At 34.3% G+C, this 25,340-nt stretch carries 20 protein-coding genes; 9 read left to right on the top strand and 11 right to left on the bottom strand.

Going from position 1 to position 25,340, the window contains the following annotated elements; translation table 11 throughout:
• Nucleotides 1-33 precede the first annotated feature (33 nt).
• Together ACRASX_RS02645 and ACRASX_RS02650 are read left to right on the top strand one after the other, a co-directional pair.
• Complete coding sequence (locus ACRASX_RS02645; protein ID WP_432222339.1) at nucleotides 34-456, top strand: DUF1573 domain-containing protein; 423 nt, start codon at nucleotides 34-36, stop codon at nucleotides 454-456.
• Nucleotides 457-531: 75 nt separating this feature from the next.
• Complete coding sequence (locus ACRASX_RS02650) at nucleotides 532-1,068, top strand: RNA methyltransferase (RefSeq protein ID WP_066310743.1); 537 nt, start codon at nucleotides 532-534, stop codon at nucleotides 1,066-1,068.
• A gap of 19 nt (nucleotides 1,069-1,087) precedes the next feature.
• Here ACRASX_RS02650 and folK read toward each other — a convergent pair whose 3' ends face one another.
• Nucleotides 1,088-2,221 carry a 2-amino-4-hydroxy-6-hydroxymethyldihydropteridine diphosphokinase gene (folK, locus tag ACRASX_RS02655; protein WP_066310745.1) on the bottom strand — a complete coding sequence of 378 codons (1,134 nt, stop codon included), beginning with the start codon at nucleotides 2,219-2,221 and terminating at the stop codon, nucleotides 1,088-1,090.
• A 587-nt stretch (nucleotides 2,222-2,808) separates the two neighbouring features.
• On the opposite strand from folK, the gene sppA reads away from it, so the two are divergent.
• A complete protein-coding gene (gene sppA, locus ACRASX_RS02660; protein ID WP_432222340.1) occupies nucleotides 2,809-4,566 on the top strand; it encodes a signal peptide peptidase SppA in 1,758 nt (585 codons plus the stop codon).
• A gap of 460 nt (nucleotides 4,567-5,026) precedes the next feature.
• On the top strand, nucleotides 5,027-7,621 hold the full coding sequence (locus tag ACRASX_RS02665) for an AsmA-like C-terminal region-containing protein (protein ID WP_432222341.1): 2,595 nt from the start codon (nucleotides 5,027-5,029) through the stop codon (nucleotides 7,619-7,621).
• 140 nt (nucleotides 7,622-7,761) lie between these two features.
• On the opposite strand, the gene ACRASX_RS02670 is transcribed toward ACRASX_RS02665, so the two are convergent.
• Nucleotides 7,762-8,556, bottom strand: coding sequence for a DUF2797 domain-containing protein (locus ACRASX_RS02670; protein ID WP_066310762.1), 795 nt, complete (start codon nucleotides 8,554-8,556; stop codon nucleotides 7,762-7,764).
• Between the two features lie 236 nt (nucleotides 8,557-8,792).
• On the opposite strand from ACRASX_RS02670, the gene ACRASX_RS02675 reads away from it, so the two are divergent.
• Complete coding sequence (locus tag ACRASX_RS02675; protein WP_066310764.1) at nucleotides 8,793-10,301, top strand: GH3 auxin-responsive promoter family protein; 1,509 nt, start codon at nucleotides 8,793-8,795, stop codon at nucleotides 10,299-10,301.
• A gap of 298 nt (nucleotides 10,302-10,599) precedes the next feature.
• Here the strand turns inward: ACRASX_RS02675 and serB are convergent, their stop codons facing one another.
• From serB to ACRASX_RS02705, 6 genes are all read right to left on the bottom strand, one after another.
• On the bottom strand, nucleotides 10,600-11,832 hold the full coding sequence (gene serB / locus ACRASX_RS02680; RefSeq protein ID WP_432222342.1) for a phosphoserine phosphatase SerB: 1,233 nt from the start codon (nucleotides 11,830-11,832) through the stop codon (nucleotides 10,600-10,602).
• Between the two features lie 259 nt (nucleotides 11,833-12,091).
• Entirely contained in the window at nucleotides 12,092-13,324 is a 1,233-nt protein-coding gene (clpX, locus tag ACRASX_RS02685) for an ATP-dependent Clp protease ATP-binding subunit ClpX (protein ID WP_066310768.1), read from the bottom strand.
• Nucleotides 13,325-13,492: 168 nt separating this feature from the next.
• Nucleotides 13,493-14,167: an ATP-dependent Clp endopeptidase proteolytic subunit ClpP gene (clpP, locus tag ACRASX_RS02690; RefSeq protein WP_066310769.1), complete on the bottom strand. Its 675-nt coding sequence runs from the start codon at nucleotides 14,165-14,167 to the stop codon at nucleotides 13,493-13,495.
• A gap of 303 nt (nucleotides 14,168-14,470) precedes the next feature.
• Nucleotides 14,471-15,796, bottom strand: coding sequence for a trigger factor (locus ACRASX_RS02695; protein ID WP_066310770.1), 1,326 nt, complete (start codon nucleotides 15,794-15,796; stop codon nucleotides 14,471-14,473).
• A gap of 126 nt (nucleotides 15,797-15,922) precedes the next feature.
• A complete protein-coding gene (locus ACRASX_RS02700; RefSeq protein WP_432222343.1) occupies nucleotides 15,923-16,261 on the bottom strand; it encodes a phage holin family protein in 339 nt (112 codons plus the stop codon).
• Between the two features lie 48 nt (nucleotides 16,262-16,309).
• The gene (locus ACRASX_RS02705) at nucleotides 16,310-17,074 is read right to left on the bottom strand and encodes an alpha/beta fold hydrolase (protein ID WP_432222344.1); all 765 of its coding nucleotides are present in this window, start codon (nucleotides 17,072-17,074) and stop codon (nucleotides 16,310-16,312) included.
• A 202-nt stretch (nucleotides 17,075-17,276) separates the two neighbouring features.
• Between ACRASX_RS02705 and ACRASX_RS02710 the strand changes: the two genes are divergently transcribed.
• Entirely contained in the window at nucleotides 17,277-18,629 is a 1,353-nt protein-coding gene (locus ACRASX_RS02710) for a hypothetical protein (RefSeq protein WP_432222345.1), read from the top strand.
• A gap of 51 nt (nucleotides 18,630-18,680) precedes the next feature.
• Here the strand turns inward: ACRASX_RS02710 and ACRASX_RS02715 are convergent, their stop codons facing one another.
• The 3 genes from ACRASX_RS02715 to ACRASX_RS02725 form a co-directional block, all read right to left on the bottom strand.
• The gene (locus ACRASX_RS02715) at nucleotides 18,681-19,535 is read right to left on the bottom strand and encodes a DUF4249 domain-containing protein (protein ID WP_432222346.1); all 855 of its coding nucleotides are present in this window, start codon (nucleotides 19,533-19,535) and stop codon (nucleotides 18,681-18,683) included.
• Nucleotides 19,536-19,539: 4 nt separating this feature from the next.
• A complete protein-coding gene (locus ACRASX_RS02720; RefSeq protein WP_432222347.1) occupies nucleotides 19,540-21,816 on the bottom strand; it encodes a TonB-dependent receptor in 2,277 nt (758 codons plus the stop codon).
• 219 nt (nucleotides 21,817-22,035) lie between these two features.
• A complete protein-coding gene (locus ACRASX_RS02725; protein ID WP_066310786.1) occupies nucleotides 22,036-22,749 on the bottom strand; it encodes a pyridoxine 5'-phosphate synthase in 714 nt (237 codons plus the stop codon).
• Nucleotides 22,750-22,863: 114 nt separating this feature from the next.
• On the opposite strand from ACRASX_RS02725, the gene ACRASX_RS02730 reads away from it, so the two are divergent.
• The 3 genes from ACRASX_RS02730 (at nucleotide 22,864) to ACRASX_RS02740 (ending at nucleotide 25,338) form a co-directional block, all read left to right on the top strand.
• Nucleotides 22,864-23,523: a CBS domain-containing protein gene (locus tag ACRASX_RS02730; RefSeq protein ID WP_432222348.1), complete on the top strand. Its 660-nt coding sequence runs from the start codon at nucleotides 22,864-22,866 to the stop codon at nucleotides 23,521-23,523.
• A 73-nt stretch (nucleotides 23,524-23,596) separates the two neighbouring features.
• Nucleotides 23,597-24,481, top strand: a complete 885-nt coding sequence (locus ACRASX_RS02735; protein WP_432222349.1) for an NAD kinase — start codon at nucleotides 23,597-23,599, stop codon at nucleotides 24,479-24,481.
• 173 nt (nucleotides 24,482-24,654) lie between these two features.
• Nucleotides 24,655-25,338 (top strand): DUF6089 family protein, encoded by a 684-nt coding sequence (locus ACRASX_RS02740; RefSeq protein ID WP_432222350.1) that lies wholly within the window; start codon nucleotides 24,655-24,657, stop codon nucleotides 25,336-25,338.
• The last annotated feature ends 2 nt before the right edge of the window (nucleotides 25,339-25,340 follow it).

A 25,340-nucleotide genomic window follows, 5' to 3' on the forward strand; every position in this document is an offset into this window, starting at 1 on the left:
ATATAGATTTGTTGTAATTAAAATTTTACCACAATGAAAAAAATAATTTTACTCGCAATGCTTACTGTTTTAGGAGTTACCACTTCTAACGCTCAAGCCAAATCTACTGCTAAAGTTGCCAAGATTGACGGTGCAGGAATGGCTTTTCAAACTGACGTAATTGACTACGGAAATATCGCTCACAATTCTGACGGGAAACGTGAATTTGTTTTTACAAACAACGGTACAAAACCATTAATTATTACGAACACTCAAGGATCTTGCGGATGTACAGTTCCTACTTCACCAAAAGAACCGATTGCTCCAGGAGCAAAAGGAATTATTGGTGTAAAATATGCTACTGACAGAGTTGGTGCTTTTACTAAAACAGTAACAGTTTCATCGAACGCAGCCGGTCAACCATCAAAAGTATTGACAATAAAAGGTAATGTTTTGCCAGATGCTACAAAAAGCTAAATTGCAAAATAACAAATAAATTAAAAAAGCTTCCTTATCTTTGGGAGCTTTTTTTATGTCCAAAAAACAACAACAATGAGAAAATTAGAAAATAGCGAATTAGAGCGTAAATCAATATCCGATTTTAAACAATCCCAAAAAACTCCTTTGATCTTAATCTTAGATGATGTGAGAAGTTTGCATAACATTGGATCGGTTTTTCGTACTGCTGATGCTTTTTTAATCGAAAAAATATACTTGTGCGGAATTACTGCTACTCCTCCAAATAAAGAAATTCATAAAACAGCGCTTGGTGCGACCGATACTGTAAGTTGGGAACATGTTGAAAATGTAGTCGAATTAATAACGAAATTAAAGAAAGACAACATTATTACTTTGGCTATTGAGCAAGTAGAAAATGCTGTTTTTTTACAAGATTTTAAAATTACGTCAGATCAAAAATATGCACTAGTTTTTGGAAATGAAGTGTACGGCGTTGCTCAAGAAGCTGTTGCAGCTTGCAATGGTTGTATTGAAATTCCGCAATTAGGAACCAAACATTCTTTGAATATTTCTGTAAGTGCCGGAATTGTCGTTTGGGATTTATTTCAAAAAATGAATTGGCCTAAATAAAACTATAAGTACTAAAGATTTAAACCAAAGCTGATTTTAGTTTTTCGAGTATAAATAAATAATCGTTGTGATTTTTAACAAAGTCCAAGTCGGAAACATCAATGAGCAATACGTTTAAATTGGTCTGCGACTTTATAAATTCTAAATAGCCGGTATTTATTTTATCCAAATAATCGGCTTCGATATTTTGCTCGTAACTGCGCCCTCTTTTTTTAATATTTTGCAGTAAACGTTCCGTATTTTGGTATAAATACACATACAAATCGGGCTTCGGCATTTCTTTGGCGATGATATCGAACAAACTTCGATACAAACGATTTTCATCTTCCGTCAACGTAATATTCGCAAATATCAGCGATTTAAAAATGTGATAATCGGCAATTATAAAATCTTTAAACAAATCAAATTGTGCCAAATCATCCGACAATTGCTTGTATCGATCGGCAAGAAAAGACATCTCTAGCGGAAAAGCATATCGATTGGGATCTTTATAAAATTTCGGTAAAAAAGGATTGTCTGCAAAACGTTCAGATACTATTTTGGCATTAAAATCTTCAGATAACTTGTGCACTAAAGTTGTTTTTCCTGCTCCAATATTTCCTTCAAAAGCAATATAGTTAAAATTATTTAAGCGTATTTCCTGTAAAGGCTCCTCTACAGTGTTGACCGCAATACAAGAACTCTCATCGGTACAATTATGAATTAATTCTGAAATTGTTTGATTTAGTATCGGATGTTTCCAATTTAAATCTAAATCTAAGATCGGTTTTAAAACAAACATTCGGTTTTGCATCAATGGATGCGGTACATGCAATTTTTCGGTCTGAATGATTTCTTCATCAAAAATAATCAAATCAATATCAATAATGCGAGCTTGATAACCGAGCATTTCCTTTCGAACACGGCCTAACTTTTTTTCGACCTTTAAGATTTGTTTTAAGATTGTCTTAGCCGAATCAAATGTATGTAAAACTACCGCACAATTATAAAAAGCATCACTTTCAAAACCCCAAGATGGAGTTTCGTAAACCTTCGAAACCTTTATAACCGTTCCAACTTCTTGATGAATATTGGCTATGCATTCTTTTATAATTTCAAGGCGATTGCCTTGATTGCTTCCGAGTGATAAAACGACTTGATGTTGTGCTTTCATAATTAAACACAAAGTAAGTAAATCTAATTTAGATCTTTTGTCTAAAGTGCTTCAAAAAAAATTAAAAATCACCAATAATATTGTATACTTTTTTATCCCTTCTTTCAACTCCACACTTTTTAAAAACTGTTTCAGCTTTATTGTCAGCGGCAACTGATTTTGACTTTCCAAAATAATTTATCATGCTCAAATTTTTCCTTAAATATATCTTTATGCGGCCGAAGATTAGATTTTACTTCTTCATTAATACAGTTAGCGACAGTGGTGTAATTCGTTGAAAAATTGTAATATGTCTCGACATTATCATTATCAACGAACTCCAAAGTCCCAACAAATGCAACCTCACTCCTATAATATTTATTATTGTTTGTATTTATTTCATACAAAACTTTAATAGAACTGTGCTTACATCAATAACGAAAAAAACAATAAGCCGACAGGTACAGCTTTGGACATAAAACAATTTTCAGTATGAAACAAAATAACACCATTTATTTTACAGATTTATAAGTGCTAATAAAATTAACTTTTACTTATTTTTGTAACGAAGTGCTCTTTTTGAATACTTATATATAAAAATAAATACTATGAAGTTTTTAGGAAACGTTTTAGCAACGATTATCGGAATTTTTGTCTTTCTAATGATTGCATTTTTCGGGATTGTTTTTATTGCTGCATTGCTTGGCGGCTCTGATAAGGTTACACTTAAAAGTGATTCGGTTATCGAGCTAGATCTTAAAAAAATTAGTGATGATTACGCCGGTAAATACGAAGACCCATGGGTTACAATTTTTTCGGAACAAAAAACAATCGGATTAACTGATGTAATTAATGCGATAAAAGCGGCAGAAAAGGATGAAAAAATCAAAGGAATTTCGATCTTAAACGATGAATCATCTTTAGGAATGGCACAGGCCAAAGAAGTTCGTACTGCCTTAAATGAATTTAAAAAATCTGGGAAATTTGTAATGGCTTATGCAAATACATATTCTCAAAAAGAATATTATTTAAATTCGGTTGCCGATAAAATATACATAAATCCTGTGGGAGATATGGATTTTAAAGGACTTTCGTCTGAATTGATGTTCTTTAAAGATTTACAAGAAAAATCAGGCATTCATATGGAAGTGATTCGACACGGAAAATACAAAAGTGCTGTAGAACCTTTTCTTCAAAACGAAATGAGCGATGCAAACAGAGAGCAGACTACCGCATTATTGAATTCGGTTTGGGATGTAATTGTGACTGATATTTCGACCAGCAGAAAAGTATCTACAACTAGACTTAACGAAATTGCCAACGGACTTTTAGCCCGCACGCCCGAAATGGCAAAAGCAGAAAAATTAGTTGACATTATTGCTTACGAAGATGTATATCACAATGACATTAAAAAAGCTTTAAAAGTAAAAGCTGATGAAGATTACAATAAAATTTCTATTGAAGATTACACGCACAATATATTAACAACCTCGCTTGAAAAAGATGCAGAAGATCAAATTGCAATCATTTATGCGCAAGGCGAAATTGGTAGTGGAGAAGGAGACGTAAATACAATTGGAGAAGGTTCGATGCGTCGTTCTTTGCAAGAAGCAGCCAAGGATAAAAAAATTAAAGCAATTGTATTGCGCATTAATAGTCCTGGTGGAAGTGCTTTAACCTCTGATTTGATCTGGAGAGAAATCGAAGTGACTAAAAAAGTAAAACCTGTAGTCGTTTCTATGGGAAATTACGCGGCTTCTGGCGGTTATTATATTGCTTGTAATGCTAATAAAATCTTTGCTGAGAAAAACACGATTACGGGTTCTATTGGAGTTTTTGGAGTATTACCCAACTTCACTGCATTAGCAACGAGAGTTGGAGTACACACACAACAAGTAAAAACACACGAAAATTCGGCAAATTATAGTCCGTTTGTACCACTTGACGAAAAATTCGCCGCTGTAACTTTAGAAAGTGTAGAGCACATTTACAAGACTTTTGTAATTCGTGTGGCGGAAGGAAGAAAAATGAATTTTGATCAAGTTGATGCGATCGCACAGGGTCGTGTTTGGTCTGGTTCTGAAGCGCTAAAAATTGGTTTAGTAGATCAAATTGGCGGTCTAAATGATGCTATTGCAGAAGCAGCTAAATTGGGAAAAACTAAAAACTACAGCACGCAAAACTTTCCAGAATACAAAAAAAATCTTAATGATTTGTTGAGCGGATTGCCTTTTGCAAAATCAAAAGAAGCTTTTATCAAGGAAGAAATTGGTGCAGAAAACTACATGCTTTTAGAGCAAATTAAAAAAAGCCAGCAAATGAAAGGTGTTCAAGCCTTGATGCCTTTTGAAATTATCATTCAATAAAAAACTAATTACAGCAGTTTGAAAAAAAACTACATTAAAATCCGTTTGAGAGTAATTTCAAACGGGTTTTTTATTGCGTTTCTATGGAAATGAATGTACTGTCAAAATTAAACGTAAGAACAATTTGATCCTATTATAGATAACCTATTTAACTACCAAGAACTCTCTACCGTTAGGAACTCTTACTGTAATGCGACGGTAACCAAAAGTTTTACGACTGGTGTAAAGTGTTTTTGACGTAGTAAAACGTACATACAAATAGAAAAAGGTTTGGTCTTGGATAACTTACACTCTTCCTTTAAAAAATTTGTGACGAGCTGTCTTTTTTTTCGCATTCATACTTCGGATAAAGCTATAGCACATAAGATATTGTGAAAATATTTTAATTTTCTACAAATGAATACGTTATTTTTGCAGCATTCGTTCTAAAAAAACAAATTATAACCCCAAAAAAAGAATTATGTTTAAGAAAATTGCAATTGCGATAGGAATTATTTTCGCACTGATTGTAGGCGCTTTATTTGCCATTCCGTATTTTTTTCAGGATACGATTAAATTGAAAATAGCTGAAACCATCAATAAAAATCTAGACGCTCACGTCAATTTTGCGGATGCCGATTTAAGTTTGTTTTCAGACTTTCCCAATGCTACGGTGACCATTCAAAAATTAGCTATTGTCAACAAAGCTCCATTTGAGGGAGACACCCTTATTTCTTTGGGTGAATTGAATTTACAGATGAGCATCAAAGAACTTTTTAAAGCAAAAGATGAACCAATAAACATTCAAGCAATTGATTCCAAAAACGGCTATATCAATATTTTATTCAATAAAGATGGTGTTGGTAATTATGATATTGCCTTAAAAGACCAGCCACAGACCGAAGACAAACAAGCTGGAAACCCGATGGCCTTAAAAATTCAGAATTATAAAATTGAGAATTTTAAGTTTCGTTATTACGATGAATCTTCTAAAATAGAACTTGTTATAGACAGTCTAAATCACAAAGGAACTGGCGATTTTACCAACTCTAAGCTTGATTTAAAAACACAATCGACTGCTTATGTTTCGCTAGATCTGGACAAAATTAATTATATGAAAAAGGTAGCGTTGACCTTAGACGCTGTTTTAGGAATTGATTTGGACCAAAGTAAATATACCTTTAAAGAAAACAAAGCGTTGATTAACCAATTGCCGTTAGAATTTGATGGCTTTATTCAAATGGTCGACGCTGGACAAGAATACGACTTGAAGTTTAAGACTCCAACGTCTTCGTTTACTAATTTTCTAGGTTTAATTCCGTCTGCTTATTCTGCTAGTTTAAAAGACGTAAAAACTACAGGAGACTTTACAGTGGCTGGTTATGCAAAAGGCTTGTTGTCAGATACTACGGTTCCTAAATTTAACGTAGCTATTGCTTCCAACAATGCTTCTTTTCAATATCCGAGCTTGCCGAAATCAGTTCAAAATATCGTAATTGACACTAAAATCATCAACGAAACTGGTGTTTTAAATGACACCTATGTGAATTTAAATCAGTTGTCATTTAGAATTGATCAAGACGTTTTTAACGCAAAAGCTACAATCAAGAATATTACAGAGAATCCTATTGTTGATGCAGCATTAAAAGGAACCATCAATTTAGCCCATCTTTCGCAAGCGTATCCTATTAAATTAGACACGCCATTGAGTGGAATTTTAAAAGCAGATGTGACCACTAATTTTGATATGGCTTCGGTAGAAAAAAGTCAATACGAAAATATTAAAAATGCAGGAACGATGAGCGTATCTGGTTTTAAATACACGGACGAAAACAACAAATCGATGGCGATTAAAACCGCTTTAGTACAATTTAATCCTAGCCGAATTGATTTGCAACAATTTGATGCAACTACTGGTAAAAGTGATTTAAGTATTACGGGAGTTTTAGAGAATTTTTACGGATTTATGTTTAAAAAACAAGAGCTAAAAGGAAACTTCAATATGAGTTCGAACCAGTTGGCAGTAGACGATTTCATGACTGCTGGCGAGCCAGCAACCGAGACCAAAGCAGCTAAACCTTCAGACGCCATGAAGATACCTGCTTTTTTAAACTGCACCATTTCGGCAAAAGCCAATATTGTTTTATACGACAATTTAAAATTGAAAGACGTATCAGGAAAATTAATTGTCAAAGATGAAAAGGCATTATTAGAGAATTTTACCACTTCGATCTTTGGAGGAAAAATAGGCGTGAATGGTTCGGTTTCTACTAAAGAGAAAGTACCGACTTTTGTAATGGATTTAGGTTTTAATCAGGTCGATATTGCACAAACTTTTACGCAATTGGATATGTTTAAGAAAATTGCTCCATTGGCAGGAATTATTAACGGAAAATTAAATTCGAATGTAAAAGTACACGGTAATTTGGATGCTAAGGAGTTGACACCAGATTTGAAGTCAATTTCAGGAGATCTATTAGGTCAATTGCTTTCTACTACTGTCAATGCCAAAAGTTCTACTTTGTTAAGCGCTTTAGATTCTAAAATTGGCTTCATCGATTTAACTAAGCTGAATTTAAATGATTTAAAACTAGGAGTGACATTTGATAATGGAAAAGTAAACGTACAACCGTTCGACATTAAATACCAAGATATAAAAGCAACGATTGGAGGAACTCACGGTTTCGATCAAACGATGAATTACAATATTAAATTTGATGTTCCTGCCAAATATTTAGGAAAGGAAGCAGCTGCGTTCTTATCTAAAATGTCACCGGCTGATCAAGAAAAACTACAAAACATTCCAATAAATGCAATTATTACAGGCGATTTCTCTAGTCCAAAAGTAGCTGTAGACACCAAAACTGCAATTACCAATTTAACGACACAGTTGGCTAATCAACAAAAAGAGAAATTAAAAGAGAAAGGAAATGCATTGGTTAACGACTTCTTAACTAAGAATACAAAACCAAAAGATTCTACTGCAACTCCGCCTACAGAGAAAGAGCAAAAAACCGAAGAGGTCAAAGCAAAAGCGAATGAACTACTAAACGGTCTATTTAGAAAGAAAAAATAATTTTTACATCCCTACACCAAAAAGCCTGATTGTTTGCGCAATCAGGATTTTTCATGTTCTAAATTATCGGATCAGCGATAAATTATTATTTTCGACCGTTGATAGACTCTTAATTTGAAAAGGAAAAGATACGTGTTTTGCTATACATCGAGCGTTATCACGTAACCTTCAGATCCACGAACATTAAAAACTGTTCCGTTTTCAAATATTAAATATTGCCCTTTTATTCCCATCAACTTACCTTTAAAATACGGCGTTTTCTCTAAACTCAAACTCGCTACTTTTTTTGGATACTCTACTACTGGATATTCCATTTCGTACAAGTCATTTTTCTCACCGTAAAAATATTCCTGAGCTTCGCTTGGTATTAAAGACTCCACTTTTGCTTTTTCGGCAACTAAATCGCAACATTCAAAATCATTTTTCAGCATTTTTCGCCAATTGGTTTTATCCGCATAATGGTTTTTTAAGGCCACCTCGGTAATTCCTGCTAAATATCTGTTAGGAACCTCAACAACGGCAATAGCCTGACAGGCACCTTGATCAATCCATCGTGTTGGCATTTGTGTGGTTCTAGTCACTCCAACTTTTATTTCGCTCGATAGAGCCAAATAAACAATGTGCGGTTGCAGCTGTACTTTAGTCTCATAATCTAGATCACGATCAGCAATACCCAAATGCGCAGTACTTAATTCTGGTCTGATGATCCAATCGCCAACAGCAGGACTACTATAAAAACAGTCGTAACAAAATCCTTGTCTAAAAATCTTCTTTTTTTTATGACAACTCAAGCATTCGTAACCCAAAAAATTGATTTCGATTTCCTTGTTCAACAACTGGTTCATGTTTATAAAACTGTCTTCAAAAACCAGATAATATTGAATTGGGCTTCCTATTTCGGTTTGCATTTTGGTAAGAACACCTTGGTATTGCATGTAAATTTGAGTTTAAGATTACGTTTGTGACTTTATGCTAGTTCTAGTCTTATAGTACACACTAACGGGATTTTTAGCGTAAATAAAAAATTGTATTTTGCAAAAAAACACTATTTTTGGTATAAAGACAAATTTAATCTTTTGTACAAGGATATTCAAATTTTAAATATTCGACTTTTGCTACGATAGTAAAATTCGGGAATTAAAAATCTATAATCTAAAACCCGAATGTATTCATGCCCTTACCAATAATTAATTCGTTTGCTTCGTGGGTTCTTAAACAAAGAATTCATCAAATTGAACTTTTTTTAAAATATCCAAATGAAGTTCAAGAAGAACTTTTATTGGACTTAATTAGAACTTCGGAACATACCGTTGTTGGCAAGCAATATGAATTTTCTACCATAAAATCGTATCAAACGTTTACCGAAAGAGTTCCTATTTCTACGTACGAAGAATTGCAGCCGTTGATTGAACGTACTCGTTTGGGCGAGCAAAATGTTTTTTGGGAAAGCCCTATAAAATGGTTCGCCAAGTCAAGTGGAACGACAAACGCTAAAAGCAAATTTATCCCCGTAAGCAATGAAGCTTTAGAAGATTGCCATTACAAAGGCAGTAAAGATTTGCTGTGCTTGTATTTGAACAATAACGAAGATTCGCAACTATTTTTAGGCAAAAGTTTGCGTTTGGGTGGAAGTTCACAGATTTACGAAGACAATAACTCGCATTTCGGAGATTTATCGGCCATTCTGATTGAGAATATGCCCATGTGGGCAGAATTTAGCAGTACACCAAGCAATAAAACATCGTTAATGAGCGAGTGGGAATCGAAGATTGCTGCTATTATTAGTGAGACACGAAATGAAAATGTAACTAGTTTTGCTGGAGTTCCTTCGTGGATGTTGGTTTTATTAAACCGTGTGCTAGAAAGTGCTGGAAAAGATAATTTACTTGACATTTGGCCAAATCTGGAAGTCTATTTTCACGGTGGCGTGAATTTTTCACCCTATCGCGAGCAATACAAAAAAATTCTTCCTAAAAAAGATTTCAAGTATTATGAAATTTATAATGCATCCGAAGGTTTTTTCGCCATTCAGGATTTAAATAATTCAAGTGATTTATTGTTGATGTTGGATTACGGCATTTTTTACGAATTTATTCCAATGGATACTTTTGGAACATTGGAGCAAAAAGCCATTCGACTTGCGGAAGTAGAATTAAATAAAAATTATGCAATCGTAATTACCACCAATTCTGGTTTGTGGCGCTATTTAATTGGTGACACGGTTCGATTTACGTCTTTAGACCCGTATCGCATTAGGGTTACTGGCCGAACCAAACACCACATTAATGTTTTTGGCGAAGAACTAATGGTCGAGAACACCGATCAAGCAATTGCCAAAGCTTGTATGTTGACACAAACCGAAGTGATTGATTACACCGTTGCTCCCATTTTCATGCAAGACAAAGAAAAAGGTGCGCATGAATGGATTATCGAATTCAAGAAAAAACCATTGGACATCAATCAATTTCAAAAGGCTTTAGATGATTCTTTGCAAACCTTAAACTCTGATTACGAAGCCAAACGGTATAACAATATGACGCTAAATCCTTTGGTGATAAATATTGCACGTGAAAACTTATTTTACGATTGGCTCAAAGACCGCAACAAATTGGGTGGGCAACATAAAATTCCGAGATTATCCAATCAACGGGATTATTTGGAGCAGTTGAAGGAAATGTAATATTTCGGAAAGATAAATTTTGACTACTATCGGAACTACAACAATACTTTGAATAGCTAATTTTGAAGAAAATTTTTTTGATTTCCATATAATCGTGCTACTTACCTGTCCTAAAAAACATCTTTAAAGAAGTACAACCGAATCTACTACTACGTTGCACGAGGGATAGCAATGAAAATCCTTTTGTGCCGGTGTTCGGCACAAAAGATTGAAATGGACAGCCCGGCCCGCAGGGACATGCTATAAAACGAGCTAAATAACTGATTAAATCGAGATTGAATTGAATCTACGAAATGTACTACTCCATCATGTCGATGTAGCGATCATGATACCCCAAAAGATAGAGAACACCATCTAATCCTAAACTTGAAATAGAGGTAGAAGCGCTTTCTTTTACGGTTGGTTTTGCATGAAAAGCAATTCCTAGACCTGCTAAATTAATCATTGGTAAATCATTGGCGCCGTCTCCTACGGCAATGGTTTGGTTGATGTGAATTCCTTCTTTATCGGCAATTGCTTGAAGATATTCGGCTTTCTTTTGACCGTCTACAATTTCTCCTAAATAATTACCTGTTAGTTTTCCGTCTTTGATCTCCAATTGATTGGCATGCACGTAATCGAAACCCAATTCTTTTTGCAAATAATTACCGAAATAAGTGAATCCACCTGATAAGATCGCAGTTTTATATCCGTAGTATTTCAATGCTTTCATCAAACGACGAGCGCCTTTGGTAATTGGTAAATTTTCTGCAACATTTTGCAACACATCTTCGCTTAAACCTTCTAATAAGGCCATGCGTTGTCTAAAGCTTTCTTTAAAATCAATTTCGCCATTCATTGCTGCTTCAGTGATCGCGCGAACTTGAGCTCCTACTCCATTCAGTTCTGCCAACTCATCAATCACTTCAGTCTGAATTAAAGTCGAATCCATATCAAAACAAACCAAGCGTCTGTTCCTTCTGTAAATACTATCTTCTTGAAACGAAATATCGACGTCTAAAGCTCTAGAAACAGCCATAAAACTAGCGGTTAGAACTGTTTTATCTGTAACGATACCAGACACGGACAATTGCACACAAGAACGTGGATAGTCTTCGTGTTCTACCACAGATGCTCGGCCTGTTAATCTTTTTATTGAGTCTATATTTAGCTTTTGATCGGACATTATTTTGGTAACTGCAGCCAGTTGCGAAGCTGCCAATCGTTCGCCCAAAATATTGATAATATATCTTTGTTTCGATTGCCCTTTGACCCAAGTTTCATAATCGGCGATAGAAATTGGAATGAATTTTACTTTGATTTCCAGTTCATATCCTTTAAAAAGTAAATCTTTTAAGACAGGTGCTGAAGACGAACCCGCTTCAATTTCAAATAAAATTCCGAGAGACAATGTATCATGAATATCGGCTTGGCCAATATCAAGAATATTAGCGTTGTAAGTCGCCAATACCGAAGTTAAACCGGCAGTAACACCTGGTTTATCTTGACCCGAAACTTTTAATAAAATAATTTCCTTATCCATCGCTACCATATTACTTGTCTATTGATTTTAGTAGCGCAAAAATCGGTAATCTATTGTTTATAAAAAAGCTTAATCTTTGTTTATTTGTATAGAAAAAATAAAAAACCACACGCCTTTATAAGTTATTTTAACAGTGTCAGTTCAGTTCGTGAGATTTAAGCATACTTCTAAATTAGAATAGGAATTTTACATTTACAGGAAATAAATAGGCAAAAAAAAACCTGTTCGATTACTCCAACAGGTTTTATAATTAAAAAGGATCGATTACTTATGAAGCAATTTCCAATCGTTTTAATAAATTTTTATTCAATGTTTCTTTGGCGTATTCTTCATCAATTTCTAATTTCTTAACCTCAGAACTTGGTAAATCGTACATGGCATCGGTTAAAATTGCTTCGCATAAAGAGCGCAATCCACGGGCACCTAATTTATATTCTAATGCTTTACTCACAATAAAATCTAATGCTTCATCTGTAATTGTAAATTCAACCTCATCCATAGAGAACAACTTCTGATATTGCTTGATCAACGCATTTTTAGGCTGCGTAAGAATCGCACGAAGCGTTTCTCTATCCAAAGGATCCATGTGCGTTAAAACTGGTAAACGACCAATAATCTCAGGAATTAATCCGAAGTCCTTAATGTCTTTTGGAATAATGTATTGCAATAAATTATCTTTATCGATATTGTCGGCATTTTTAGAAGTAGAATAACCCACCGCCTGACGGTTCAATCGTTTAGATATAATGCGCTCTATACCATCAAAAGCACCTCCAGCGATGAACAATATATTCTGAGTGTTTACCTCAACAAATTTTTGATCTGGATGTTTACGTCCTCCTTTTGGCGGTACATTAACCACTGTTCCTTCCAACAATTTCAATAAAGCTTGTTGTACCCCTTCTCCAGAAACGTCTCTTGTTATCGATGGATTATCACTCTTACGAGCAATTTTATCAATCTCATCAATAAATACGATTCCGCGTTCTGCTTTGGCTACATCATAATCGGCTGCTTGAAGCAAACGTGTCAAAATACTTTCCACATCTTCTCCAACATAACCCGCCTCTGTCAATACGGTTGCGTCAACAATTGCCAACGGAACGTCTAACATTTTTGCGATAGTTTTAGCCACCAATGTTTTGCCTGTTCCAGTTTGCCCTACCATAATGATGTTACTTTTTTCAATCTCTACTTCGTCGTCCAATTGCTGTTGCATTAAACGTTTGTAGTGGTTGTAAACGGCAACTGACATTACTTTTTTAGTTTGATCTTGTCCAATTACATATTGATCCAAAAACGCTCTAATTTCTTTCGGTTTCTTTAAAATTAAATCACCAACTAATTTAGAACTTCCACTAGATTTTAATTCTTCTAAAACAATTCCGTGGGCTTGCTCAATACATTTATCACAAATGTGTGCATTAATACCCGCAATTAATAAATTAGTTTCTGGCTTTTTTCTCCCACAAAACGAACATTCTAATACTACTTTTGCCATTTTTTTTTAAGTTGCAAAGGTTCAAAGTCCAAGAGTTTCACAGACACTTAAAAGCCTTTGAAAATCTAACATTTGAAACTTCCTTTTTTTAATCTGAATAATAAACTTCAAAAGACTTAGTTGCTAACTTTGAACATTACCAACTCTTCCTCTCTGAACCTTAAAATCTTATCCTCTTCTCAACACTTCATCAATCATTCCGTATTCTTTTGCTTCGTCTGCTTTCATCCAGTAATCACGCTCACTGTCTTGGTGCACTTTCTCAAAAGTCTGTCCTGTATGATGTGAAATAATGTTATACAACTCATCTTTCAGTTTCAACATTTCACGCAAGTTGATTTCCATATCAGTAGCAACTCCTTGTGCTCCGCCTGATGGTTGGTGAATCATTACTCTTGAATGTGGCAATGCTGAACGTTTTCCTGCCGCACCTGCACACAATAAAACCGCTCCCATAGAAGCTGCCATTCCTGTACAAATTGTTGCTACATCTGGTTTGATGTATTGCATGGTATCATAAATCCCTAAACCTGCGTAAACGCTTCCTCCAGGTGAATTTAAGTAAATCTGAATGTCTTTGGATGCATCTGCACTTTCTAAAAACAACAATTGTGCTTGCACTATATTAGCAATTTGATCGTCAATTCCAGTTCCTAAAAAGATAATTCTATCCATCATTAATCTAGAGAAAACATCCAATTGCGAAACATTCAACTGACGTTCTTCAATAATATATGGTGTCATATTGGTTGGCGTCATTGCTCCAACTATTTTATCATAATACAATGCATTTACTCCTTGGTGTTTCGTTGCAAATTTTTTAAATTCTTTACCGTAGTTCATATGTATTTTTTCTAAGTTTTACTTTAATATTTAGTTGTTTCATTACAAAGGTCGTACCTCTTTATAAATTGTGTCAATATGTCCTATTCTATAGGTAAAAATCTTCAAGTTGAAAATTTAAAGAACACCGTTTGTAAATGTATTATTTGCAATAAAATAAAAGAGCGTCAAAGAAACTCTTTTGACGCTCAAATATAACTATTTTTAGTTGTTTGGTATCTGTAATAAAATCATAAAACTTTCAAGTTAGATACAAAATATACTTTACTTTAAACTTTAGGACTTTCGAGATCCCGACTTTACTTATTCTCCGTAAGAAGCTGCAACGAACTCATCGTAGGTTACTTCTTTAGTTGTTGGATTTGCTTTTTCTTTAAACACCTCTAACAATTTAGCAGCAACAACTTGCTCAGACATTCTTTTTACTTCCTCTTGGTTCGACAAAACGCGAGCTACAATTCCTTGAACTTCTTCGTCCGTTGGATTTGTTTGTCCAAATTGTGCCATTTGTTGTTTGATCGCTGCAGTTGTAAATTCTTTCAAATCTTCAAAAGTAATTTGAATGTTGCTTTCAGCCATTGCTTTTCCCTCAATTAGTTGAAAACGCAATCCTTTTTCAGATCTTGCATATTCTGCTTCTGCTTCTTCTGGAGAAAGTTTTTTCTCTCCAACAGTTTGCAACCATTTCTTAAGAAATTCAGATGGTAATTCAAATTTAGTGTTCTCGATCAAGAAATCTTGAACATCCATTAATAACTTCTGATCTGCTTGTTGTGCAAATTGCACTTCAGCATCTTCTTTAATTTTTGTTTTCAATTCCTCTAAAGAAGCAACTTTTCCTTCTCCAAATAATTTATCAAACAATTCTTGATTTAATTCTGCTGGTTCAGAAACGTTGATTGCTTCAATAGTGAAAGCTACATCAACATCTAAACCATGAACGTCATCATGACCTACTTTTAAATAATCCATTAATTGATGATCGTCTTCAAATAAACCTTTTGTGTTTACCGTAACAACAGCACCAACTTCTTTGTCTAAAAATAAATCAGCTGTTTTTTTATCTTTGAAAACTGACAATGTAAATGTCGTTTTGTTTTCGATTCCTTTTTCTTCGTTTACAAAAGTTCCTGTAATATCAGAATCAGCGGTTACTTTTTCAACTGGATTTGCTTTTCCAAATTGTTTTTGGATGCGCTCGATTTGTCCGTCGATTAACTTATCGTCTGCCTTAACTATATATTTTACGATATCATTTTTAGCTTCCAAATCGATTACAAAGTTAGGCACTAAACCAATTTCGTATTCGAAAGTTAATTCTTCAGCATCCCAATCAAAGTTTTCGTTTACTTTAGCAATAGGAGTTCCTAAAAGATTTAATCGCTCCGATTGAACAAAACGCTCCAAAGCCAAGTCAACTACTTTTTTTACTTCTTCGATTTTAATTCCTTTTCCGTATTGTTTTTCAACAAGATCTTTAGGAACTTGTCCTTTTCTAAAACCTTTTACGGTAGCTAAAGGCATTTTTTCGTTTAATCTTTTTGTTACTTGACCTTTGTAATCCATTTGAACAACTGTCATTACAATTGTTTCATTTACAGTGTCTATTGCTACTCTTTTAATATCCATCGTCGTCTTTAATTTACATAATAAAATTGGGTTGCAAAATTATAAAATTTTTGCAACCCAACCAAGCTTTTTAATATATTGATAAGAAAGCTATTTAAACTCTCTTTTAAAAACTATTTAAAAGGATTAGTCTCCAATAATTTTAAAGAAAATAGATTGTAAAACCGATAAGCAAACGCTAAACAATAGGGCTATTAAAAAAGAGTCCACTCTAAACCCGCCAACAATTTCTGAGCACAACAATATTATTATGGCGTTGATAACCAATAAGAACAATCCCAGTGTAATTATGGTTACAGGTAACGTAAGTAAAACCATGATTGGTTTAAAAAATAGATTCAGTAATCCTAAAACTACTGCAACAATAATCGCAGTGCCGTAGCTAGCAACATGTACGCCCGGCAAAAAATTAGCTAATAAAACGACCAAAACTGCCGTGATTAAAATTCGAAGTAAAAGATTCATATTGTCTGTTTTAATTTGGAATAAAAGTAATGAAATTTTGATTTAAATTTATTGTCGAAGAAAAGAAGTAGACCACTCGTAAAAAAGTTTTGGGTTTTCGGCATGCAACCAATGTCCAGCTTTTGGAACTGTTTCGACTACCACTTTTGGAAAATGCTGCTGAATCATTTCAAAATCAGAATCTAAAACATAGCTGGATGCACCGCCACGAATAAACAAAGTGGGTTTATCAAAAATTAAATCACTCGCTAAGGGCTTTCCTATAGCTTCTAAATTTTGGTTAAAAACAGCTAAATTAAATCGGAAAGCCAATTGCTCTGGCGATTTCCAATACAAACTTTTCATTAAAAATTGACGAGTTCCTGCATCTTTAATATAAGGAGTCAAAATATCTTCTACATCAGCACGACTTGGTTGAGCCGAAAAATCTACCGCGCTCAATCCTGCCAAAATTTCTTGATGGTGCTGCGGATAAAATTTAGGCCCGATATCGGCAACAATTAACTTATTGACCAAGTCAGAATGTGTAGCTGCTAGTAACATTGCTACTTTTCCGCCCATCGAATGACCGATCACATCAATTTTAACTAAATTTTTCTCAGCACAATATTCAACGACATCTTGCACCATTACTTCATAAGTAAATTCGTCAGCATGCAAACTACGACCGTGATTGCGCAGGTCTAAAAGATGCACTTCAAAACCATTTTCGGCATATTGTACACCAAGAGTTTTCCAATTGTCAGACATTCCTAAAAAACCATGTAGAATAATTAGCGGTTGTCCTTGACCTTCTATTTTTGAATATAACATTATGAATATTTGTTTTTGACGATTCATACAAAGGTAAAAAACTAAAAGCATTAAAAGAATATCACTAATTCTAGGTATTGCATATTCCACAAATAAACATCATTTTTGCAAAAAAAATATTACGGTTTTTCTTATCAATATCGCAGCGATACTTATTTTCGTATGTATTTTAAAATAAATAATTTAACCCAAATTCCAAATCATGATTAAAAAATTTGTACTAGCTTCTGTGCTACTTTCGCAACTTACCATTTCTTGTTCAAGTGATGAAAGCACTGTAGATGAAAACCAAAGTTTAACAGAACAAATTGCAGCAATTGTTAAACAACCGTATTCAGACTTAACTCCAGATCAACAAAAAATTAAACTAGAAGCGGAAGCCAACGACATGTTGCTTCAATTAGACAAATCAAAAAGCTCTAGTGCTGTTGATGCTATAGAGAACTTAGGACGCTTGTTAGATATTAGTTCGGTTGACATTTTTAACGGAAAGAATGACAATCAAATTGAAGATGTTTTAAATGTTTCTGACGTATACGGTATCTACACTTGGAATAATGCACAACAAAAGTGGAATAAAACTGCTTCAACAACTGACTTACAATTTGTTTTTCCAGCTACAAAAACTCAGACAGCTAACAATGCCACTTTATCAGCCAAAAGCACTTCTTCTGATGTAAAAGTCTACATAAGCGACAGCTATAACTGGGAAAATGACATAGAGACAAACGATCATTTCTTCTTACCTACTTCTTCTAACGCAACGTTAAAAATTGACAATAAAGAAGCAGCTATTTTTTCTCAAGCCGCGAAATACGGAAGTAAAAACGAAGTACCAGTTGAATTTAGCTATAAAATGAGCGTAAATGATGGGTATACTTGGGAAATGAGCGGTCAAAAAAATGTTGAAACTTCTGCAAATGCAAGCTTAACATTTAATGGTAAAAACTTAATAAAATTTAACGCTGGAAGCACTGCAGACATTGATGCATTAATTACAGATGAAGAGTTAACGCAATACAGAGGAACCGCAAATGGTTTAGTTCAATTGATGGACAATTTTGTAATTGTTGCTGATATGGATTTAGCTACTGCTGCAAAAGATGATGCGGCTTTAGAAAAAAGTTTAGTTTACCCTAAGTATCCTAATTACGAAGATCCTAAAGCTGACTACAAAGCTTATTATACAGCTGAAAATGCATACAACGAAAAACACAGCCAAGCTACTGTTACTAGTTTCAACAAAAACATGAAATTGATTTTAGTTTCTAAAAAAGATGGAACAAAGATTGCCGACATCGTCCAACGCTCGAAAAAAGGATATACCTATGACGCTAACCTTCCTGTTTGGGTTACTGATAATTACTATGCTAACGGCGGTATTTGGGCAAACCATGGTGCTGGTGGATCATTTATTGTACAAAATTACGACGAAGAATTATACCTAAAATTTGGTGACAGTACTGAAGTAGAAATGAGCGCTTATTTCTCTAAAGGATTTGAAAATTTTGAAGCGAAATTTGAAGAATTCATTAAAGCTTTCGAAACAAAATAATAGCTTTTAAACATTCTATTTAAAGCCGATTTGAAATCATTCAAATCGGCTTTATTTTTTTGCTGGTGTTTGAATAATAAGAGTGCTTTGTCCGTAACCTGCCCAAATACCCAATCCGCCTTTAATGTTCGATTTTAAGCTCGTATTGGAAGGGTAAATAGGATTTTTACTGTTTACAATTTCGTTCTGCCAGCTGTTCCAAAAATCCAGAGCCTCTTTATTCTGCGTTCTTAGCTTGACATAAATTAAATTCCCATCAACAAAATAAGGTTGAAATTTTGTTTTTGGAAAAAGCAAAACTCCTCTGTTCACTTGCACAGAAACCGATTGTGATTTAAAGTTTTTATCGTCTAAATTACCGTAAAATGCAGGAACAAAAATTGGTTCTTTACCTTCAATTTTAGTTGCTACTTGATAGTAATTTTTTTCATTTTTTGGATCGTCAAATTGGATAAACACGTAACCTGTAGTGTCGGTAACATTCTTTTTTATATACGCTGCGCTTTGCAGCGGAACTGTTTTAGGAATTGTAGTTTGTGCCTGCACTGTGCGATTTAAATATTCAATCTTTAATGAATATTGTTTCCCTTCTTCTCCTTTAAGTACAGACCCATAATATACAAAAGGTGGAATTCTGTTCTTATCGTTTTTAACCCTTAAAACTTCAGATGTTACACCATCTGAAACAGTGATTTTTGCTGAACGAATGACGTGATTTAGAACATTTGTAGAATCAATTACATCTGTAATCGGAATACTGCTCGACAACAATACCTGTGCAAAATCATTTTGCTCGATCCAGCCTTCTACTACAATCTTCGATTCCTTTTTTAAGTCACTCTTAAAATCATCACTGCTGCAACTCGACACAAAACTAATTATTAGAAATAAAATATATTTTTTCATCACTTTAAAATTTAAACCTCCAACTTATGGAGGGCAATATTTTGTACAACACTTTTTTCTCTGGAGTAACCACTACACTGCTTTTATCGTCATTGATATTTACTCCTAAAACGACGTATATTGGATTTTCTATATTGAACGTATTGTATATCGAAAAATTTAAAGCACTTTCCTTTTTGGCACTTTTTATAAAAAAATAATTTACAGATAAATCGGTTCTTATATAATTTGGCATTTGCGCATTATTATATTCAGAATATTCTTTTACTGGATTATTGTTGACAAAGTACCAAGACGTTGGCATAGTAAAACGATTGCCCGAACTGAGAATTTGAGTGATACCAAAATTCCATTTTTCATTCAAATCATACATACCTACGACAGACAAATTATGACGTCTGTCGTATTTTGAAAAGTACGTTTTTCCGTTGTTGAGTTCTTCAAAAGTGCGATCAGACCAGCTTAACGTATAGCTCAACCAACCCGTAAACTTGCCGCTATTTTTTCGAAACATAAACTCAAATCCGTACGCTTTACCCGTTCCAACCAACAAATCTTCTTTAAAAGAAGTGACTTCATTAAATTGAGTAACACCGTATGGATATTCCAATAAATTTTTCATGGAACGATAAAAAGTTCCAAAGGAAGAGGTTATTTTATTTGAAATTAGCTGCGTTGATCCAAAAGAAAATTCATCTGAAACTTGCGGTTTAATTCCGCCCGAAGTCGCGATCCAAAAATCAGTCGGAATACCAACGCTCGAAGTCGTAATTAGGCTTAAATATTGATTTTGTCTGTTGTAAGCAGCGTAGAAAGAATACGGATCACTTCGCTTAAAATTTAAAATTACACGCGGTTGAAAATGCAAATACGATACGTCTGAAACTGCTGCATAATAATTAATTCGAAAACCGAACTCAGCAGTTACGTTCTTAAATAAAGTAGGTTTGGCCGTTATAAAAACAGCCGCTTCACTGGATTTGATTGCACTATTTTCGTCAATAGTAACCGCACTATTTAAATTGTCTACAGCAATGTTTTGCGGCAGTACATAATGGTATACATATTGAAAACCAGACTCTAATGGAATGCCTTTTACAGCATATTTAATTGAATTATTAAATCCGAAATCCTTTACATAAGAGGAAACTCCCATTTCTACTGTGGCTTGATTCATACTCAAGTCGTTCGAATACTGCGTAAAATAAAATGCATTGGTCATGCTTACAGCTGGAGAAATAGTAGACGTTAAAGACGGCGAAACCGCAAAGTTGCTCCATCGTAGGCTGCTCTTTAAGTTTAAATTAGAATCTTTAATCTTTAATTCATCAGCGCTTGCAAAAGCAGTAACTGCCAATAAATTATTTTTTGAAAAATGAGAAAGAAAGGTGAAATTGGCGTCAGAAAAACCATACTTCATTCCTTGAACATCATTCTTTTTAGTGTCCTTCTTTAATAGCGGTGCAATGACTTCATCAATGTATGTTTTTCGACCTGAAATATAAAAACCGGTATTGGTAGAAACCGGTACCGACAACGTTAATTGCGAAGCAAGAATACCCACATTTCCTTGTACCTGAAAGTATTCAGGCAGTTTTTTGTTTGTTTTTAGAACCGTGGTAGAACTTAATCTGCCTCCATATTTTGCATTAGAACTAGATTTATCAAACTCCACTTGTTGAATGTGATCGGCGTTGTAAAAAGGAAAAACACCTAAAAGATGTGACATTCCGTAAATGGGTGTTTCTCCGTATAAAATAGCATTGTGCCCAGGATCACCACCTCTTACATATAAATAACCGTTGGCGTCTCCCGAATTTTGAACTCCTGGAGTAAGTTGTAATAACTTGATTATATCTGTGGTTCCTGATAATGTTGGTACTAAAGAAAACTCTTTTACATTAAAGTTTAACTTTCCTGCAGTACCGTTTTCGAAAGCTCTTTTTTTACTATTTTCGACAATAACTTCGTTTAAGTAAGCCGCACTATTTTGTAGCACAACGAAAAGTGTTGTGTCTTTTTGTAGATAAAACGGTACTTTTTTGTCTGTGTAATCAAAATGTTGAATGTTGAGGGTAATTGTGTCTGAAACAGCATTTATTGTGAAGTTGCCTAAAGAATCGCTCATCGCGAAGGAACTCTTATCTTCGGATTTTAGTGAAACTGAAGCGCCAACTATATTGGTGTTTTCAACAGATTTTATATTTCCTGAAATTTTAAATTTAGATTGCGAAAATACGCTCGAAAAAGAAAACAATAAAAAAAGAATAAGTAGTCTCAATGCTTGAATTTTAGAAGAAAACGGCTAAAGTAATAATTTTAAACTGCTTTTAACATTATGAATACTACATTAAATACAAGAAAAAAAACAATTTTTAAGCTACTGTTTTGCATTAGGGATAGCAGAGGAGCTCTTTTTGGTTGGGCTTTTTTTGCCCGACCAAAAAAGCGGGAACGGATAGCCCGACCCGCTTTTTCTGCGGGGAATGTCCTAATTACTTTATTTTAATTTTCTTAAATACATATTAACCACATTTTCTAAGCCCAGATAAAGTGCTTCGGAAATAAGGGCGTGACCAATGGAAACTTCTAATAAACCAGGAATGTTTTCTTTAAAAAACTGAATATTATCTAGACTTAAATCATGTCCTGCATTGATTCCTAAACCCAATTCATTGGCACGAATAGCGGCAGCAATGTAGGGATCGATTCCTTTTTGGTTTCCCAAACCATATTGGTGCGCGAAAGATTCGGTATACAATTCAATTCTATCAGTTCCTGTTTTCTTAGCTCCTTCAATCATTTCTAATTCTGGATCTACGAAAATCGAAGTACGTATTCCGTTTCGTTGAAATTCTTGAATCATTTCGGTCAAATAATCTTGGTATTTAATGGTATCCCAACCCGCATTAGACGTCAATGCGCCAATGGCATCGGGAACCAAAGTAACTTGATCGGGCTTACATTCTAAAACTAAATCAATAAAATTATGTTGGGGATTTCCCTCAATATTGTACTCGGTATGCACCAACGCTTTTAGATCACGGGCGTCTTGGTAGCGTACATGTCTCTCGTCTGGACGCGGGTGAATGGTGATTCCTTGCGCACCAAAATCTTGAATATCGCTGGCCACTTTTAATAAATCGGGTACATTTCCGCCACGCGCATTTCTAAGGGTGGCTATTTTATTGATATTTACACTTAACTTTGTCATAAAAAAGAAATTAATTATAGTCAAACTATAGTTGCAACTGCAAAAATACAAAGTAAAAGGTAGGAGTTTTTGCTAATTTTTGATTATTTTGCATAAAATAAAGCCGATTGATTTATGACAGATATTCATGATTATATTACGAACGATTTTAGAGCGATAAACAGTCAAGAAACCATTGCTTCGGTACAGGATTTTTTGGCCGAATTGCATTTCTCGCATTTTCCGGTGTTAGAAGAAGGGATTTACATTGGTAGTATTTCAGCTGATGACATTGAAACGTTTGACAGCGATAAAAAAGTTATTGATTACAAATATACATTAGATCACTTTTTTGCTCGAAAAAACATGATTTGGCTGGACGTTTTAGAAGTATTTGCTAGAAATCATACAAACTTGATTCCGATTTTAGACGAGAAAAACGACTACGTTGGTTATTATGAAATAGAAGACATCATGAAATTCTTTCATGAAACTCCCTTTTTAAAGGAGCAAGGCGGAATTATAACGGTTCAAAAACCAATTCTAGATTATTCTATGAGTGAAGTCGTGCAAATTGTAGAAAGCAACAATGCCAAGATTTTGGGCGTTTTTATTTCTAATGCCGACTCAAGCAGTATTGAAATTACTATTAAAATAAGCATGGGTGCTATAAACGAAATAATTCAGACGTTTAGACGCTACAATTACGAAATCATCTCAGAACACCAAGAAGACGCTTACATTGAGAACTTAAAAGAACGCTCGGATTACCTCGACAAATACCTTAATATATAAGGCACGAATTTAAACGAACTTTGAGTACTGCATCTTCCATCAATTTAATTTTATCATTACCTAATTCAAACGAATGAAAGTCGCTATCTACGGACAATATTACCAAAACAGCACCGAGCCTATTATAAAGGACATTTTTGTTTTCTTTAATACCAATAATACTGAAATGGTTATTGAAGAAAATTTTTTAAAAATGCTTTATGAAAAGAAACTAATTACCAAAGAGTACCAAACTTTTTCGATTGAAACAGGATTGGACTCTACTTACGAAATGTTGATTAGTATTGGTGGCGACGGAACACTTTTGCGTGCCGCAACTTTTGTACGCAATTCTGGCGTGCCAATATTAGGAATAAATGCAGGTAGACTTGGGTTTCTAGCAAGTGTTTCTAAGGAAAATATTTCCTCCTTTTTACAATTTGTAACTGATAAAAAATATACTTTTTCGCAACGAACTTTATTAAGTATCGATTGTGAGCCGAGAAATGAGGCGATAGACGCAATGAATTTTGCTATGAATGAAGTTACCGTAAGCCGTAAAGACACAACGTCGATGATTACAGTGGACACCTACTTAAACGACGAATTTTTAAATTCGTATTGGGCAGACGGACTCATTATTTCTACTCCAACTGGATCTACTGGGTATTCATTGAGTTGCGGTGGACCCATATTAACGCCAACCGTAGAGAGTTTAATTATAACTGCAATTGCACCACATAATTTAACAACGAGACCGCTTGTAATTGCAGATAATACTGAGATTAAATTAAAAGTGAGCGGTAGAGAAAGCCACTACCTGGTTTCTTTGGATTCTAGAATAACCTCGGTTAAAAACGAATCGGTCATCACCATCAAAAAAACAGATTTTAAGATCAATATGGTCGAGATTCCTGGCGAGACATTCTTAAAAACACTTCGCAAAAAATTACTTTGGGGCGAAGACAAGAGAAATTAATCGCAATCAGCTTCTATTTTTATACTATTCGTACTTATTTCACCGTTTTGTAGATGTAAAACCTAGATTAATGGTGAAGATATAAGGCTTTGCTCGATAAAAATCTCACATTTAGTGGAATTGGTATTGATTCGAAGTGAGAATTATTATATTTGCACGCAACTAAGAATTAAATGAATAAATATTTTAGTTTACTGTTCTGTTTTTCCTCTTATTTTGCTCTGCACGCTCAAATACATGAGGTCGGTGTTTTAGTAGGTGGAAGCAATTATATTGGCGACGTAGGAACCGCAACTTTTATTTCTCCTGATAAATTAGCATTTGGAGTTTTATATAAATGGAACCGCAGCACCAGACATGCGTATCGTATTTCGTACACGCAGTCCACGATAACAGCAAACGATAACGACTCGAAAGAAAGTAGCAGAAATCAAAGAGGTTATCGATTTGATAATAGTATAAAAGAACTATCTGCAGGATTAGAGTTTAATTTTTTTGATTTTAATTTGCATGATTCTGACAAAAAAATAACACCATACGTATATACTGGACTGAGTTATTTTAGATACGATGATCTTTACATTATTTCAGGAGAAACTTTTAAAGATTCAAAATCAAGTTCGCTTGCTATCCCGATGACAGTTGGCGTTAAATCTAATATAAGTCCACATTTTATATTAGCTGCAGAAATAGGAGCTCGATATACTTTTACTGACAATTTAGACGGCAGTTTTCCTGACAGTAATAATTTAGATCAGTACCGTTTTGGAAATTTAAATAATAATGACTGGTATGTTTTTACTGGAGTAACATTAACGTATACTTTTGGAAACAAACCTTGCTATTGCCACTATTAAAA

The organism is Flavobacterium sp. TMP13 (assembly GCF_050847115.1).
Taxonomy (GTDB): Bacteria; Bacteroidota; Bacteroidia; order Flavobacteriales; family Flavobacteriaceae; genus Flavobacterium.